General features: G+C 71.8%; 11 protein-coding genes. 5 read left to right on the top strand and 6 right to left on the bottom strand.

What is annotated here, in order from left to right; all coding sequences use genetic code 11:
* The first annotated feature begins 222 nt into the window (after positions 1–222).
* The 4 genes from OO54_RS15015 to OO54_RS15000 all read left to right on the top strand — a co-directional run bounded on the left by OO54_RS15015 (position 223) and on the right by OO54_RS15000 (position 4,903).
* On the top strand, positions 223–909 hold the full coding sequence (locus tag OO54_RS15015) for a hypothetical protein (protein ID WP_033203355.1): 687 nt from the start codon (positions 223–225) through the stop codon (positions 907–909).
* A 51-nt stretch (positions 910–960) separates the two neighbouring features.
* Positions 961–1,776, top strand: a complete 816-nt coding sequence (locus tag OO54_RS15010) for a DsbA family protein (RefSeq protein ID WP_033203354.1) — start codon at positions 961–963, stop codon at positions 1,774–1,776.
* Positions 1,777–1,951: 175 nt separating this feature from the next.
* Positions 1,952–3,601: an alkaline phosphatase D family protein gene (locus tag OO54_RS15005; protein WP_033203353.1), complete on the top strand. Its 1,650-nt coding sequence runs from the start codon at positions 1,952–1,954 to the stop codon at positions 3,599–3,601.
* A gap of 339 nt (positions 3,602–3,940) precedes the next feature.
* Positions 3,941–4,903, top strand: a complete 963-nt coding sequence (locus OO54_RS15000; protein ID WP_051786954.1) for a zinc metalloprotease — start codon at positions 3,941–3,943, stop codon at positions 4,901–4,903.
* A 73-nt stretch (positions 4,904–4,976) separates the two neighbouring features.
* Here the strand turns inward: OO54_RS15000 and OO54_RS14995 are convergent, their stop codons facing one another.
* The 6 genes from OO54_RS14995 to OO54_RS14970 all read right to left on the bottom strand — a co-directional run bounded on the left by OO54_RS14995 (position 4,977) and on the right by OO54_RS14970 (position 10,203).
* Complete coding sequence (locus tag OO54_RS14995; protein ID WP_033203351.1) at positions 4,977–5,546, bottom strand: dienelactone hydrolase family protein; 570 nt, start codon at positions 5,544–5,546, stop codon at positions 4,977–4,979.
* A 36-nt stretch (positions 5,547–5,582) separates the two neighbouring features.
* Entirely contained in the window at positions 5,583–7,169 is a 1,587-nt protein-coding gene (locus OO54_RS14990) for a Na+/H+ antiporter (RefSeq protein WP_017238783.1), read from the bottom strand.
* Positions 7,170–7,255: 86 nt separating this feature from the next.
* Positions 7,256–7,723, bottom strand: coding sequence for a GNAT family N-acetyltransferase (locus OO54_RS14985; protein WP_033203350.1), 468 nt, complete (start codon positions 7,721–7,723; stop codon positions 7,256–7,258).
* Complete coding sequence (locus tag OO54_RS14980) at positions 7,720–8,661, bottom strand: RluA family pseudouridine synthase (RefSeq protein ID WP_033203349.1); 942 nt, start codon at positions 8,659–8,661, stop codon at positions 7,720–7,722. Before OO54_RS14980 ends, OO54_RS14985 begins: the two co-directional genes overlap by 4 nt.
* 52 nt (positions 8,662–8,713) lie before the next feature.
* On the bottom strand, positions 8,714–9,334 hold the full coding sequence (gene lspA, locus OO54_RS14975; protein WP_033203348.1) for a signal peptidase II: 621 nt from the start codon (positions 9,332–9,334) through the stop codon (positions 8,714–8,716).
* Positions 9,335–9,414: 80 nt separating this feature from the next.
* Positions 9,415–10,203, bottom strand: a complete 789-nt coding sequence (locus tag OO54_RS14970; protein WP_033203347.1) for a TraR/DksA family transcriptional regulator — start codon at positions 10,201–10,203, stop codon at positions 9,415–9,417.
* A gap of 541 nt (positions 10,204–10,744) precedes the next feature.
* Between OO54_RS14970 and ileS the strand changes: the two genes are divergently transcribed.
* The gene (gene ileS / locus OO54_RS14965) at positions 10,745–13,888 is read left to right on the top strand and encodes an isoleucine--tRNA ligase (RefSeq protein WP_033203346.1); all 3,144 of its coding nucleotides are present in this window, start codon (positions 10,745–10,747) and stop codon (positions 13,886–13,888) included.
* Positions 13,889–14,026: the final 138 nt, after the last annotated feature.

Here is a 14,026-nt window from a genome sequence, read left to right as displayed (position 1 = left end):
AGATCCTCGAACGCCTCGCCTCATATCTGAACAGAATTCCTGACTCAGAAGACTAGGGCCTGTCTGACAATTCGCGTCGGATCAGGCCGGGTCGTTCGGAGCGTGCGTGCCGGGCGGGCCGGACCCGACGGGATTTTTCAGACAGGCCCTAGGGGCGGGCGGGGCGGTCCACAGCTTGTCCTTAGGGACCTCTTACGGCCCCCCGTGACACACTCCACGACGATGGACATGGCAGGGACGCAGCTGAGGACGCTGCGGGCGGCGTTCTTCACGGCACTGGTCGTGACGCTGTCCGTGGCGTCCCACGTGCTGCTCTCGGGCGTTCCGCTGCCGCTGGGGACGGTCGTCCCCGTGGCGGTCGCCGTCTTCGCGGTGGCGTACGCGCTGGCCGGCCGCGAGCGCGGCCTCGGCCCGATCGCCGGGCTCCTCGTCCCGCTGGAGCTGGCGGCCGACACGCTCTTCACCAGCGGTCAGGCGGTCTGTTACGGCCCGGCCGGCGGCCCGGTCGCCGGTTCGCTGCGGGCGGTGGGCGTGGAGGTCTTCTGCGGCGGCGCCGTGGGGACCCCTCTGCCCGGCGTGGTGACGCCCGAGGGCGGGGGCGCGGCCGCCCTGCTCGCCTCCCCCGACCCGGCGCTGCCGTGGCTGCTGCTCCTGGCCCACCTGGGCGTCGGGGTGTCGGCGGCGTGCTGGCTGCGCGGCGGGGAGCGGGCGCTGGCCCGGCTGGCCGGGGCGGTGGCGGCCTTCGCGTTCCGCCCGCTGCTCCTGGTGGCGGCCTTCTTCCGTGCGGGTGGTCCGGCGCCCCGGCGCGCCGCGCGGCCCTCGGACCGGCCGCAGCCCTCCCGCACCCGGCTCCTCGTGCACTCCGTGGGGCGGCGGGGACCGCCGCGCCCGGGCCTCGCCCTCGTCTGAGCGAGTCCCGCGGTTCCCCCTGCCTTCCCCTCTTTCACGGAGATCACGATCATGAGTGCACGCAACAGCCAGTCCAACAAGGCCGCCGCCCGCGAGCGGCTGCGCGTCGAGCGCGAGCGCCAGGCGAAGAAGGACCGGGCGCGCCGGCAGCTCGTCGTCGGCGTCTCGGCCGTGGCCGTCCTGGCCGCCGCCGGCGGCATCGGCTACGCGGTGGTGCAGTCCAACAAGCCGTCCCAGTGGGAGGCCGCGGCGGACGCGAAGTCCGTCACGGCCCCGAAGAACACCTCGGGCGCGAACGGCACGACGGTCGTCATCGGCAAGTCGTCCGCGAAGAAGACGCTGGAGCTGTACGAGGACTCGCGCTGCCCGGTCTGCGCGACCTTCGAGCAGTCGGTGGGCGCCACGGTCGAGAAGGACGTCGAGGCCGGCAAGTACAAGATCAAGTACGTCGGTGCCACCTTCATCGACAACGCCGCTCCGGGCGAGGGCTCGAAGAACGCCCTCTCGGCGCTCGGCGCGGCGCTGGACGTCAGCCCCGAGGCCTTCCTGAAGTACAAGGCCGCGCTCTACTCGGCGGACTTCCACCCGGAGGAGAACGACGACAAGTTCGCCAAGGACTCCTACCTCCTGGAGGTGGCGGACTCGGTGCCGGCGCTCAAGGGCAACGCCGCGTTCAAGAAGCACGTGGAGGACGGCACCTTCGACGCCTGGGCGATGAAGATGTCCGCGGCCTTCGACGCGAGCGGGGTGACGGGCACCCCGACCCTGAAGATGGACGGCAAGCCGGTGACGGTGGCGGGCAGCGACAACCCGCCGATGACCCCGGCCGAGTTCACCACGGCGATCGACGCCGCCCTCAAGGCCTGACGCTCGCGCCCCGCCCCCGGCCCCTCGGCCGGGGGCGGGGCGTCTTGTCGAGCGTGCGCGACGGGCGGGCGGCCCCCGGGCGGGGGATCGTCGGACGGGCCCCACGGGCGACGAGTCGGTGAACTTCCGGATTTCGCCTGCACAACAGGCCTACCCGTCAGTAATCTGACTGGCCGTGACCAGTCGTTTCATATCTCCTGCCCCCACCCGCCGTACGGTCGTCAAGGCCGCGGCCGTCACCGCCGTCGCGGCGCCCGCCCTCCTCGGCGCGGCCTCCCCGGCTCTCGCGGACGCCGGGGCACCCGCCTTCCTCCACGGCGTCGCCTCCGGCGACCCGCTCCCCGACGGCGTCCTGCTCTGGACGCGCGTCACCCCCTCCCCCGAGGCCGTGCCCGGATCGGGCCTCGGCCCGGACGTCCAGGTCGGCTGGGAACTGGCCGAGGACCGCGGCTTCGCCCGGGTCGTCGCCTCCGGCACCACCACGGCGAGCGCCTCCGCCGACCACACCGTCAAGGCGGACGTGCGCGGCCTGCGCCCGGCCACCGCCTACTGGTTCCGGTTCACCGCCGGCGCCGCCGTCTCCCCCGCCGCCCGCACCCGAACGGCGCCGGCCGCCGACGCCGCCGCCCCGGGCGTGCGCTTCGGCGTGGTCTCCTGCGCGAACTGGGAGTCCGGCCACTTCTCCGCGTACCGCCACCTCGCCGGCCGCGCCGACCTGGACGCGATCCTCCATCTCGGCGACTACGTCTACGAGTACGCCAGCGGCGCCTACCCGGAGGCGAAGTACGTCGTCCGGCAGCACGAGCCGCGCCACGAGATCGTCTCGCTCGCCGACTACCGGACCCGGCACGGCCACTACAAGACGGACCCGGACCTCCAGGCGCTGCACGCGGCCCACCCGGTGATCGCCATCTGGGACGACCACGAGTTCGCCAACGACGCCTGGGCGGGCGGGGCCGAGAACCACACCCCCGGCGCCGAGGGCGAGTGGGCGGCCCGGGTGGCCGCCGCCAAGCAGGCGTACTTCGAGTGGATGCCGGTCCGCACCTCCACGGAGGGCACGGTCTTCCGGCGGCTGCGCTTCGGCAAGCTGGCCGATCTGCACCTGCTCGACCTCCGCTCCTTCCGCTCCGCGCCGGCGAAGACGGGCAGCGGCACGGTCGACGACCCGGAGCGGAGCATCACCGGCCGGGCCCAGCTGGACTGGCTGAAGTCCGGCCTCGCCGGCTCGGACGCGACCTGGCAGCTGGTCGGCACCTCGGTGATGATCTCGCCGGTCGCCTTCGGCTCCCTCCCGGCGTATCTCCTGGAGCCGCTGGCCGAACTGATGGGGCTGCCGAAGGAGGGCCTCGCGGCCAACGTCGACCAGTGGGACGGCTACACCGACGACCGCAAGGAGCTGCTCGCGCACCTGACCTCGCGGGGGATCCGCAACACGGTCTTCCTGACCGGCGACATCCACATGGCGTGGGCCAACGACGTGCCGGTGAAGGCGGCGACGTACCCGCTGTCGGCCTCGGCCGCGACCGAGTTCGTGGTCACCTCGGTCACCTCGGACAACCTGGACGACATCCTGCACGTGGCGTCCGGGACCCTCTCGGTGGTGGCCGCGGGCGCGGTGAAGGCCGCCAACCGCCATGTGAAGTGGGTGGACATGGACCACCACGGCTACGGAGTGCTGGACGTGACCGCCGAGCGCTCGCAGATGGACTACTACACGGTCTCCGACAAGACGGATCCGGCCGCCACGACGGCCTGGGCGCGGTCGTACCGGACGCTCACCGGAACGCAACGTGTCGAGCGGGTGTACCAGCCGGTTCGCTAGGCGACACCTCAACGACGATTTTCAGCCATGATCTCTTCTGTTAACGGGAGATCACATCGCTACGGCGGGTGGCGAGTTTCGGAGATCGAATCCGGACACACCACCCGCCTCCGTCACCCCGCTCGTTACGTCGAGGTCTCAAACTCCGGAACGGGCGCAAGAATTTCTTCCCGATGACCCGAATTGCCCCTCGAATGATTGGGCTTGATCACTCCTCTTCGATGGCTGACATGGACGCGTAATCTCCCCGGCGTGGCGAGGAAGTACCTCCCCCACCACCCCCCACGAGGAGTCACCGTGCGTGCTCTTGTCCGCATATCCCCGCGTATGACGCGTCGGATGCTCGGCACCGCCGTCATGGCCGGAACCCTGGCCCTGGCCCCGCTGTCCGCCCCGGTCGCCACCGGCGCCGCCACCACCCTGGCCGGCGCGTCCGCCGAGGAGTGCGAGGACGGCACGGCGACCCTGTCCGGCGCCCGCAAGGAGCGCGGCGCCGACAGCCACGCCGCCGAGCCGAACGAGGTCACGGCGTCCAAGGCCAAGGCCATGGACGACGACCTGAAGAAGAAGCTGGCCGCGGCCCGCTCCGAGGGCCGCCTCAGCGCCGCCGCCGACGCGGCCGCCGTGGTGAACATCCCCGTCTACTTCCACGTGATCCACTCGGGCACGACGGGCAAGCTTTCCGCCACCCAGATCCAGAACCAGCTGAACGTCCTGAACGCCGCCTACGCGGGCCAGGGCACCGGCAACGTGAACACCAACTTCCAGTTCACGCTGGCCGCAACCGACTACACGGACAACGCCACCTGGTACAACCTGACCTCCGGCTCCACCGCCGAGAAGCAGATGAAGCAGACCCTCCGCAAGGGCGGCGCCGGCGCGCTGAACTTCTACACCGCCAAGCTCGGCGGCGGCCTCCTGGGCTGGGCGACCTTCCCGTCCTCGTACAACTCCAACCCGTCCATGGACGGCGTCGTCGTCCTCGACTCCTCGCTCCCGGGCGGTTCGGCCGCGAACTACAACGAGGGCGACACCGCCACCCACGAGGTCGGCCACTGGATGGGCCTGTACCACACCTTCCAGGGCGGCTGCACGGGCAACGGCGACTACGTCGCCGACACCCCGGCCGAGAAGAGCCCGGCGTACGAGTGCCCGACCGGCCGTGACTCCTGCGCCTCCAAGGCGGGCGTGGACCCGATCCACAACTTCATGGACTACACCTACGACGCCTGCATGTACCAGTTCACCGCGGGCCAGGTGACCCGGATGACCGACGCCTGGACCGCGTACCGCGCGAGCTGACGCACCGTCCGGACACAGGTGTGGCCCCCGGGGATCCTCCCCGGGGGCCACACCCCTTTGCCACGCGTACGCCCTACAGGCTCTCCAGGAAGGCCAGCGCCACCGACCACGTCCGGTCGGCCGCCTCCTCGTCCCAGTCGGGCAGCTCCGGGTCCGTGTACACGTGCCCCGCGCCCCGGTAGCGGTAGATCTCCACGTCCGCCCCGGCCTTGCGCATCTGCAGGTACCACGAGGACAGCCAGTCGTCCGTCTCGAACGGGTCGGGCTCGGCCACGTGCAGCTGTACGGGCAGCTCGTCCACCGACGCGGACTCGGCCAGGTCCGAGGTGCCGTGGAACAGCAGCAGCCCGCGCGCCTTCTCGTCCCCCAGCGCCAGGGTCTGCGCGATCGAGGCACCGAGGGACAGGCCCATGTAGACCAGGCCTCGCTCGGAGTAGGGCGCGGCGGCCAGGACCGCCCGCTTCAACAGCTCGTCCTTGCCGATCTCGTCCCGGAGCGCCACGCCCTCCTCGACGGTCCCCACCGTCCGCCCGTCGTAGAGGTCCGGAGTCCAGACCTGGTGCCCGGCGGCCCGGAGCCGCTCCGCGGCCGCCTCTACGGAAGGGGTCAGCCCGTAGGCCGAGTGGAAGAGCATGATGTCCATGCGTCCCATCCTGCCACCCGGCCCACGGGCCGCCCCTCAGCGCATGCTGCGCACGTCGAGCTGCCGCAGCACCCGGTCCACCACCTCGGGATCGGCACCGGGCTCGCTGCGCGCCGAGAGGACCTCGTGCCGGGCGGCCGACATCAGCTCCCGCTGGATCCGCTGCACCGCCTTGAGACGGTCCACGCGCGCCGCGTAGGCGGCCCGCCGCTCCTCGTCGACCATGTCGGGGCTGATCCTGGCGCCGATGTCGTACGCCCCGCGCAGCAGCCGCTCCTGGACCTCCTCGGGCAGCTCCTCGACCTCCTCGATCTCCTTGAGCCTGCGCCTGGCGGCCTTCGCGGCCCGGATCGCCAGGTCGCGTTCGAGCGCCCGCTCGGCGTCCGTGTCGGCCCGTACGCCCAGCCGCTTGACCAGAGCGGGCAGGGTGAGGCCCTGGAAGACGAGAGTGGCGATGATCACGCAGAAGGCGATGAAGACGATCTCGTCGCGGCCGGGGAAGGGCGCGCCGTCGTCGGTGCGGAGCGGGATGGCGAGGGCGAGGGCCACCGAGGCCACCCCGCGCATCCCCGCCCACCACATGACGACGGTCTCCCGCCAGCTCATCGGGATCTCCTCGTCGACGTCCCGGAGGTTGTGCAGCCGCTTCGCCAGCCAGGTGGCGGGCAGCAGCCAGAGGAGCCGGACCCCGACGACCACGCCGACCACGGCGGCGCCCCAGCCGAGCATCTCCCACCCGCGCCCCTCCGCGACGCCGAAGACGTGGATGAGCTCAAGGCCGATGAGTCCGAACGCGATGCCGGTGACGAGGGTGTCGACGATCTGCCAGAAGGTCTGCCCGGCGAGCCGGCCCATGACGTCGTCGGCGTCCGCCGCGTGCTCGGCCAGGAAGAGCGCGGTGAGCAGGACGGCGAGCACGCCGGAGCCGTGCAGCTCCTCGGCGAGGACGTAGCTCACGAAGGGGACGAGGAGGGTGAGGCCGGTCTGCAGCGTGGCGTCCCCGAGGACGCCGATCAGCTTGTTGCAGAGCCAGCCGAGCGCCAGGCCGACGGCGACGGCGACCACGGCGGACAGCACGAACTCGCCGAGCGCCTCGGGCCAGGAGAAGGAGCCGCTGACGACCGCGGCGATCGCCACGTGGTAGAGCACGATCGCGGTGACGTCGTTGAAGAGCCCCTCGCCCTCCAGGATCGACACCAGCCGGCGGGGCAGCCCGAGCGAGCCGGCCACGGCGGTCGCGGCGACCGGGTCCGGCGGGGCGACGAGGGCTCCGAGGGCGATCGCGGCGGCCAGCGGCAGGCCGGGCACCAGCACGTGCGCGACCGCGCCGACGGCGGCCGTGGTGACGAAGACCAGGGCGACCGCGAGCAGGAAGATCGGTCGCCTGTTGGCCGCGAACTGCCGCCAGGAGGTCCGCTGCACGGAGGCGTAGAGCAGCGGCGGCAGCACGAGCGGGAGGATGAACTCCGGCGGGACCTCCACACTCGGCACGAAGGGCAGGAACGCCAGCGCGATCCCGACGAGCGTCATCAGGACCGGAGCGGGCAGCCCGAGCCGGTCGCCGAGGGGCACGGTCAGCAGGGCGCCGAGCAGCAGCAAGAACAACAGGGCCAATTGATCCACGGGCCCACCCTGCCACGTACGTCCGTTTTGACGCCGATTGCCCCCTGCGTGCTCCCGGTGCGCCGGATGCTACGGGGGGCCGGTCCTCACAGGGCCTTCCGCATGGCCCGGTGCGGCATGCCCGCGTCCGGGAACTCGGGGCCGTACGCCGCGTAGCCGAGCCGCTCGTAGAAGCCCAGCGCGTGGGTCTGCGCGTGCAGGTCGACGGCGGTCAGGCCCCGCTCGCGGGCCACGTCCTCGACGGCGAGCACGAGCGCCGCGCCGATCCCGAGACCGCGGGCCGCCTTCGCGACCGCGAGCCGGCCGAGGGAACCCACCGAGGCGTCCCCGCCCGTCTTGCCGACGGCGTCCGCACCGTGCAGCAGACGCCCCGTGCCCAGCGGCAGACCGTCCGCCCGCACGGCCAGGACGTGCACCGCGGTCGCGTCGTACGCGTCGTACTCCAGCTCCCGCGGAACGCCCTGCTCCTCGACGAACACCTCACGACGGACCGCGAAGCACGCCTCCCGGTCGGCCGGCTCCGCCGCCTCGCGGACGGAGTACCCGACCGTCACTGGCTCTCCGCCGCGATCCGGTCCAGGGCCCGCTGCAGGTCCTCGGGGTACGTGCTGGCGAACTCGACCCACGAGCCGTCCCCGGGGTGCTCGAAGCCGAGCCGGACCGCGTGCAGCCACTGCCGCGTCAGGCCGAGGCGCTTGGCCAGCGTCGGGTCGGCGCCGTAGGTGAGGTCGCCGACGCAGGGGTGGCGGTGGGCGGACATGTGCACCCGGATCTGGTGGGTGCGGCCCGTCTCCAGCTTGATGTCGAGCAGCGACGCCGACCGGTACGCCTCGATGAGGTCGTAGTGCGTGACGGAGGGCTTGCCCTCGGCGGTGACCGCCCACTTGTAGTCGTGGTTCGGGTGCCGGCCGATCGGGGCGTCGATGGTGCCGCTCATCGGGTCGGGGTGGCCCTGGACCAGCGCGTTGTAGCGCTTGTCGACCGTGCGCTCCTTGAACTGGCGCTTGAGCGAGGTGTACGCGTACTCCGACTTCGCGACCACCATCAGACCGGAGGTGCCGACGTCCAGGCGGTGCACGATGCCCTGGCGCTCGGCGGCGCCGGAGGTGGAGATGCGGTACCCGGCGGCGGCGAGGCCGCCGATGACCGTGGTGCCGGTCCAGCCGGGGCTCGGGTGCGCGGCGACGCCGACCGGCTTCATGATCACGACGATGTCGTCGTCGTCGTGGACGATCTCCATGCCCTCGACGGGCTCGGCGACGATCTGCACGGGCGCGGCCGCGCCCGGCATCTCGACCTCGAGCCACGCGCCACCGCTGACCCGCTCGGACTTGCCGACGACGGATCCGTCGACCTGGACCTTCCCTGTGGCGGCCAGCTCGGCCGCCTTCGTACGGGAGAACCCGAACATACGGGCGATGGCGGCGTCGACGCGCTCGCCCTCCAGGCCATCGGGAACGGGCAGCGTGCGGATCTCGGGACTCGTACTCACCCGTCGAGTATGCCTTGTGCGGAAGACACTCTGTCTTCCGCACGGGTCGGGCTCAGTCCTTGTGGACGGTGCCGTCCGGGTCCAGGCCCCGGAAGGACAGCAGGACGATCAGGATGCCGCCGCAGACGATCGCCGAGTCGGCGAGGTTGAAGACGGCGAAGTGCGCGGGGGCGATGAAGTCGACGACCGCGCCCTCGAAGACGCCCGGCGAGCGGAAGATCCGGTCCGTGAGGTTGCCGAGCGCACCGCCGAGCAGCAGGCCGAGCGCGATCGCCCAGGGCAGGCTGTAGAGCTTCCGGGCCAGCCGGATGATCACGACGATCACGGCGGCCGCGATGCAGGTGAAGATGATCGTGAAGGCCTCGCCCATGCCGAACGCCGCACCGGGGTTCCGGATGGCGTCCAGCCGCAGCAGGTCCCCGATCAGGTCGATCGGCTCGTGGCCCTCCAGCTTGGCGACCACCAGCATCTTGCTGCCGAGGTCCAGGAGGTAGGCCAGCAGGGCCACCACGAACAGCGCGACGATCCGGCGCCTGCCCCGGGGCCGCTCCTCGGGAGCGGCCGTCCCGTCGGAGGCCGCCGTTCCCTCGGAGGCGACCGTCTCGTCGGACGCGGCCGGCTCCTCGGCCCCTGCTGAATCCGGCGTACCGATGATGCGCTCCGCCTCTGCCACGTGAGTGAGTCCCTCGACCTCGATGCCTGACCGTGCACCGAGGGTACGGCACAGGCGTACGAGACCGTCAGCCGAGATCGTCAGCCACGCCGCTCCTGCCGCTGCTTGTCCTCGACGCAGAGCGTGGCCCGCGGGAAGGCCTGCATCCTCGCCTTGCCGATGGGCTTGCCGCACACCTCGCAGAGGCCGTACGTGCCCGCGTCGAGCCGTTCCAGGGCGTGCTCGGTCTGCTCCAGCATCTCCCTCGCGTTGGCGGCCAGGGCGAGCTCGTGCTCCCTGGTGATGTTCTTGGTGCCGGTGTCGGCCTGGTCGTCGCCCGCGCCGTCACCCGAGTCCCGCATGAGGCCGGTGAGCTCCTCCTTGGAGTGGACGAGCTCGCTGCGGAGCCGCAGGACCTCCGCCTGGAGCGAGCTGCGGGCCTCGCCGACCTCCTCCGGCGTCCAGGGGTCCTCCCCGGGACGCACCGCGAGCTCACCGGTGCGGGCCTGGGGCACCGCGGCCTCGCTGCCGGCGGTCGTGACGCCGCCCGCGGTCTTCTTCGCTGCCACCGTCCTGGCTCCTGTCTGCTTCTTCGGGTTCTTCGCGGCGGGCGCCTTCCTGGCGGCCGCCTTCTTCGCCACGGGCTTCCGGCCGGAGGCCTCGTCGGCCGGGGCCGCGGGCTCGCGGGCGGGGGCCGCCGCGTCCGTCCCGTCGACGGCCGTCTTCCCGGTGGCCGCCTTCTTCGCGACCGCCTTCTTGGTGACGGCCTTCCCGGCAGCCGTCTTCGTCGCGACCGCCGACTTCTTGCCGGTCACGTCCTTGGCGGCCTCGGCCGTACCGGCGGAACCGGCGGTCGAGGCCCTCTTCGCGGCGGTCTTCTTCGCCACCATGTCGCGGCCCCTTCACATTTTGTGATCTTGCTCGCGAATCGTGCTGGGACGATAAATCGGCCCAAGGCCCGCGGCAACGGGGCACGCCGCCGTTCCCACCCGCCCCCGCTCCCCGCAGGGCGGGCCTGCCTCCGTTGTGCCCAGCTCCCCGCCGGGTTATCCGTCCCGCCCCTCCCCCACATGGCCGCACCCCGACTCCGACCCGCCCCGTATGGCCATTCGGGTCACGCGAAAACCGGTCTGCCGCCCTCCTCCGGGCCCCGTACACTGGCCTCAGCGAAAGGCTTGGATGGGGACGAGTAGCGTCGTACGCAGCCATGAGCGACCCGGGGACGGTGAGAGCCCGGGGGCGAGCCCGATGTGAAGCATCACCCCGGAGCCGTCGGAAGAAAGCCGCGGGAAAGCGCGGTGACTAGACCCGGCGTCGCGACCCCAATGAGGGGGCTCAGGGCGTGCGCGCCCGGGGCCAAGGAGGGTGGTACCGCGGGAGCCGGGCTCTCGTCCCTCCGACGGAACGACGACTTTCCGCCGGAGGAACTCGATGACACCGCCGCAGTACCGCCAGGTGCCCGCCCAGGTCGACCTGCCCGCGCTCGAGCACGACGTGCTCGGTTTCTGGCGCGACAACAAGGTCTTCGCGAAGACCCTGGAGCAGTCCGAAGGACGCCCCGAGTGGGTGTTCTACGAAGGCCCGCCCACCGCGAACGGCATGCCCGGCGCCCACCACATCGAGGCCCGCGTCTTCAAGGACGTCTTCCCCCGCTTCCGCACCATGCGCGGCTACCACGTGGCCCGCAAGGCCGGCTGGGACTGCCACGGCCTGCCGGTCGAGCTCGCGGTCGAGAAGGAGCTCGGCTTCTCCGGCAAGAAGGACATCGAGGAGTACGGCATCGCGGAGTTCAACGCGAAGTGCCGCGAGTCGGTGACCCGCCACACCGACGCCTTCGCCGACCTCACGACCCGCATGGGCTACTGGGTCGACCTGGACGACGCCTACCGCACCATGGACCCCTCGTACATCGAGTCGGTCTGGTGGTCCCTGAAGCAGATCTTCGACAAGGACCTCCTCGTCCAGGACCACCGGGTCGCCCCCTGGTGCCCGCGCTGCGGCACCGGCCTCTCCGACCACGAGCTGGCCCAGGGCTACGAGACGGTCGTCGACCCCTCCGTCTACGTCCGCTTCCCGCTGACCTCCGGCCCGCTGGCCGGCAAGGCGGCGCTCCTGGTCTGGACGACGACCCCCTGGACCCTGGTGTCCAACACCGCGGTCGCCGCCCACCCCGAGGTCACCTACGTGGTCGCCACCGACGGCGACGAGCGGGTCGTCGTCGCCCAGCCGCTGGTCGAGAAGGCCCTCGGCGAGGGCTGGGTCACCACCGGCGAGTCCTTCACGGGCGCCGAGATGGAGCGCTGGACCTACCAGCGCCCCTTCGAGCTGGTGGAGTTCCCCGCCGAGGCGCACTACGTCGTCAACGCCGAGTACGTCACCACCGAGGACGGCACGGGTCTGGTCCACCAGTCCCCCGCCTTCGGTGAGGACGACCTCAAGGTCTGCAAGGCGTACGGCCTGCCGGTCGTGAACCCGGTCCGCCCCGACGGCACCTTCGAGGAGGGCGTCCCGCTGGTCGGCGGCGTCTTCTTCAAGAAGGCCGACGAGGCCCTCACCGCCGACCTGGACGCCCGCGGCCTGCTCTTCCGGCACATCGCGTACGAGCACAGCTACCCGCACTGCTGGCGCTGCCACACGGCCCTGCTCTACTACGCGCAGCCGTCCTGGTACATCCGCACGACCGCGGTCAAGGACCGCATGCTCCAGGAGAACGACAAGACCAACTGGTTCCCCGACTCGGTCAAGCACGGCCGCTTCGGCGACTGGCTCACCAACAACGTCGACTGGGCGCTCTCCCGGAACCGCTACTGGGGCACCCCGCTGCCGATCTGGCGCTGCGAGGAGGGCCACCTCACCTGCGTCGGCTCGCGCGCCGAGCTGACCGAGCTGACCGGCACCGACCAGTCCGAGCTCGACCCGCACCGCCCGTACATCGACGCGGTGACCTTCACCTGCCCGGCGGACGGCTGCTCCCTGGAGGCCACCCGGGTACCGGAGGTCATCGACGCCTGGTACGACTCGGGCTCGATGCCGTTCGCGCAGTACGGGTACCCGTACCAGAACAAGGAGCTGTTCGAGAGCCGCTACCCGGCGCAGTTCATCTCCGAGGCGATCGACCAGACCCGCGGCTGGTTCTACACGCTGATGGCCGTCGGCACGCTCGTCTTCGACAAGTCCTCGTACGAGAACGTGGTCTGCCTCGGCCACATCCTCGCCGAGGACGGCCGCAAGATGTCCAAGCACCTGGGCAACATCCTCCAGCCCATCCCGCTGATGGACCAGCACGGCGCCGACGCGGTCCGCTGGTTCATGGCGGCCGGCGGCTCGCCGTGGGCGGCCCGCCGGGTGGGCCACGGAACGATCCAGGAGGTCGTCCGCAAGACCCTCCTGACGTACTGGAACACGGTCGCCTTCCAGGCGCTGTACGCCCGCACCTCCGGCTGGGCGCCTTCGGAGGCGGACCCGGCCCCGGCCGACCGCTCCGTCCTCGACAAGTGGCTCCTCTCCGAGCTCCACACCCTGGTGACCGAGGCCACCGAAGCGATGGAGTCGTACGACACCCAGCGGACCGGCAAGCTCCTCTCGGCCTTCGTCGACGACCTGTCCAACTGGTACGTGCGCCGGTCCCGCCGCCGCTTCTGGCAGGGCGACGCGGCCGCGCTCCGCACGCTCCACGACGTCATCGAGACGGTCACCCGCCTCATGGCCCCGCTGACCCCGTTCATCACGGAGCGGGTCTGGCAGGACCTCGTGGTCCCCGTCACGGCCGACGCGCCCGAGTCCGTCCACCTGGCCACCTGGCCGGAAGCCGACGCCTCCCTGATCGACCCGACCCTCTCCGAGCAGATGCTCCTCGTCCGCCGGCTGGTCGAGCTCGGCCGGGCGACCCGCGCCGAGTCCGGCGTCAAGACCCGCCAGCCGCTGTCCCGCGCGCTGGTCGCGGCGACGGGCTTCGCCGCGCTGTCGCCGGCGCTCCAGGCCCAGATCACGGAGGAGCTGAACGTCTCCTCCCTCGCCTCCCTCTCCGAGGTCGGCGGCTCCCTCGTCGACACGACGGCCAAGGCGAACTTCCGCGCCCTCGGCAAGCGCTTCGGCAAGGGCGTCCAGGACGTCGCCAAGGCGGTGTCCGCGGCGGACGCGGCGGCACTGTCGCTCGCCCTGCGCTCCGGCGAGGCGACCCTCTCGGTGAACGGGGAGGACATCACCGTCACCCCCGAGGAGATCATCATCACCGAGACCCCGCGCGAAGGCTGGTCGGTCGCCTCCGACGCCGGCGCGACGGTCGCCCTCGACCTGGAGATCACCCCCGAGCTCCGCAAGGCGGGCCTCGCGCGCGACGCCATCCGCCTGATCCAGGAGGCCCGCAAGAACAGCGGCCTGGACGTCGCGGACCGCATCGCGCTGCGGTGGACCTCCGCGTCCCCGGAGACCGTCGAGGCGCTGACGGCCCACGCGGGCCTCATCGCGGACGAGGTCCTCGCCACGGACCACGGGCAGGGGGAGGCCGACGACTCCTACGGCGCCCCCTTCGAGGACGACTCCCTCGCCCTCGTCTTCCGCCTCCGCAAGGCCTGACCGCCTCACCGAAGGGCCCGGCCTCTCCTGAGGCCGGGCCCTTCGGCGTACGCGGGCCCCCTTCGGCGTACGCGGCGCGCCGGCGTACGCGGGCCCCCTTCGGCGTACGCGGGGCGCCGGCGTGACCGCGGGTCCGTC

The sequence above is a fragment of the Streptomyces wedmorensis genome (assembly GCF_000716445.1).
GTDB classification, from domain to species: Bacteria; Actinomycetota; Actinomycetes; order Streptomycetales; family Streptomycetaceae; genus Streptomyces; species Streptomyces wedmorensis.
Note: the sequence above shows the minus strand (reverse complement) of the source record. Positions and strands in the feature narration are given on the sequence as shown.

What these genes read in the sequence shown, in the direction of transcription:
- OO54_RS14970 (WP_033203347.1), bottom strand. Translation starts at nt 10,203, where the DNA reads ATGGTGGCGAAGAAGACCGCCGCGAAGAGGGCCTCGACCGCCGGTTCC.
- OO54_RS14995 (WP_033203351.1), bottom strand. Translation starts at nt 5,546, where the DNA reads ATGGACATCATGCTCTTCCACTCGGCCTACGGGCTGACCCCTTCCGTA.
- ileS (WP_033203346.1), top strand. Translation starts at nt 10,745, where the DNA reads ATGACACCGCCGCAGTACCGCCAGGTGCCCGCCCAGGTCGACCTGCCC.
- OO54_RS15010 (WP_033203354.1), top strand. Translation starts at nt 961, where the DNA reads ATGAGTGCACGCAACAGCCAGTCCAACAAGGCCGCCGCCCGCGAGCGG.
- OO54_RS15000 (WP_051786954.1), top strand. Translation starts at nt 3,941, where the DNA reads ATGCTCGGCACCGCCGTCATGGCCGGAACCCTGGCCCTGGCCCCGCTG.
- OO54_RS15015 (WP_033203355.1), top strand. Translation starts at nt 223, where the DNA reads ATGGACATGGCAGGGACGCAGCTGAGGACGCTGCGGGCGGCGTTCTTC.